The sequence below is a fragment of the Salmonella sp. NW722 genome, assembly GCF_051702785.1.
GTDB classification, from domain to species: Bacteria; Pseudomonadota; Gammaproteobacteria; order Enterobacterales; family Enterobacteriaceae; genus Salmonella; species Salmonella enterica.
On the sequence record NZ_JAMMIN010000040.1, the window covers coordinates 1 to 225 of the forward strand.

Annotated in this window: 1 rRNA gene; it reads left to right on the plus strand. The window is 51.6% G+C overall.

Annotation, left to right across the window (positions count from 1 at the left end):
- Positions 1–167: 167 nt before the first annotated feature.
- Positions 168–225, plus strand: a 5S ribosomal RNA gene (gene rrf, locus NA330_RS23280); the annotation flags it as partial.

Here is a 225-nt window from a genome sequence, read left to right on the forward strand (position 1 = left end):
AGACGATTTTCAGCACTGATTCAGAGTTGAGTACGCAATAATTTGCGCAGCAGCAAGGCGGCAAGCGAAGGAAAGGAAGGAGCATACAGAAGTATGTGACTGACTTTACGAGCGCAGGCAACGCCGCTGATGCGATAAAGAATTGCGTACAGAGCACAAAGAATTTGCCTGGCGGCACTAGCGCGGTGGTCCCACCTGACCCCATGCCGAACTCAGAAGTGAAAC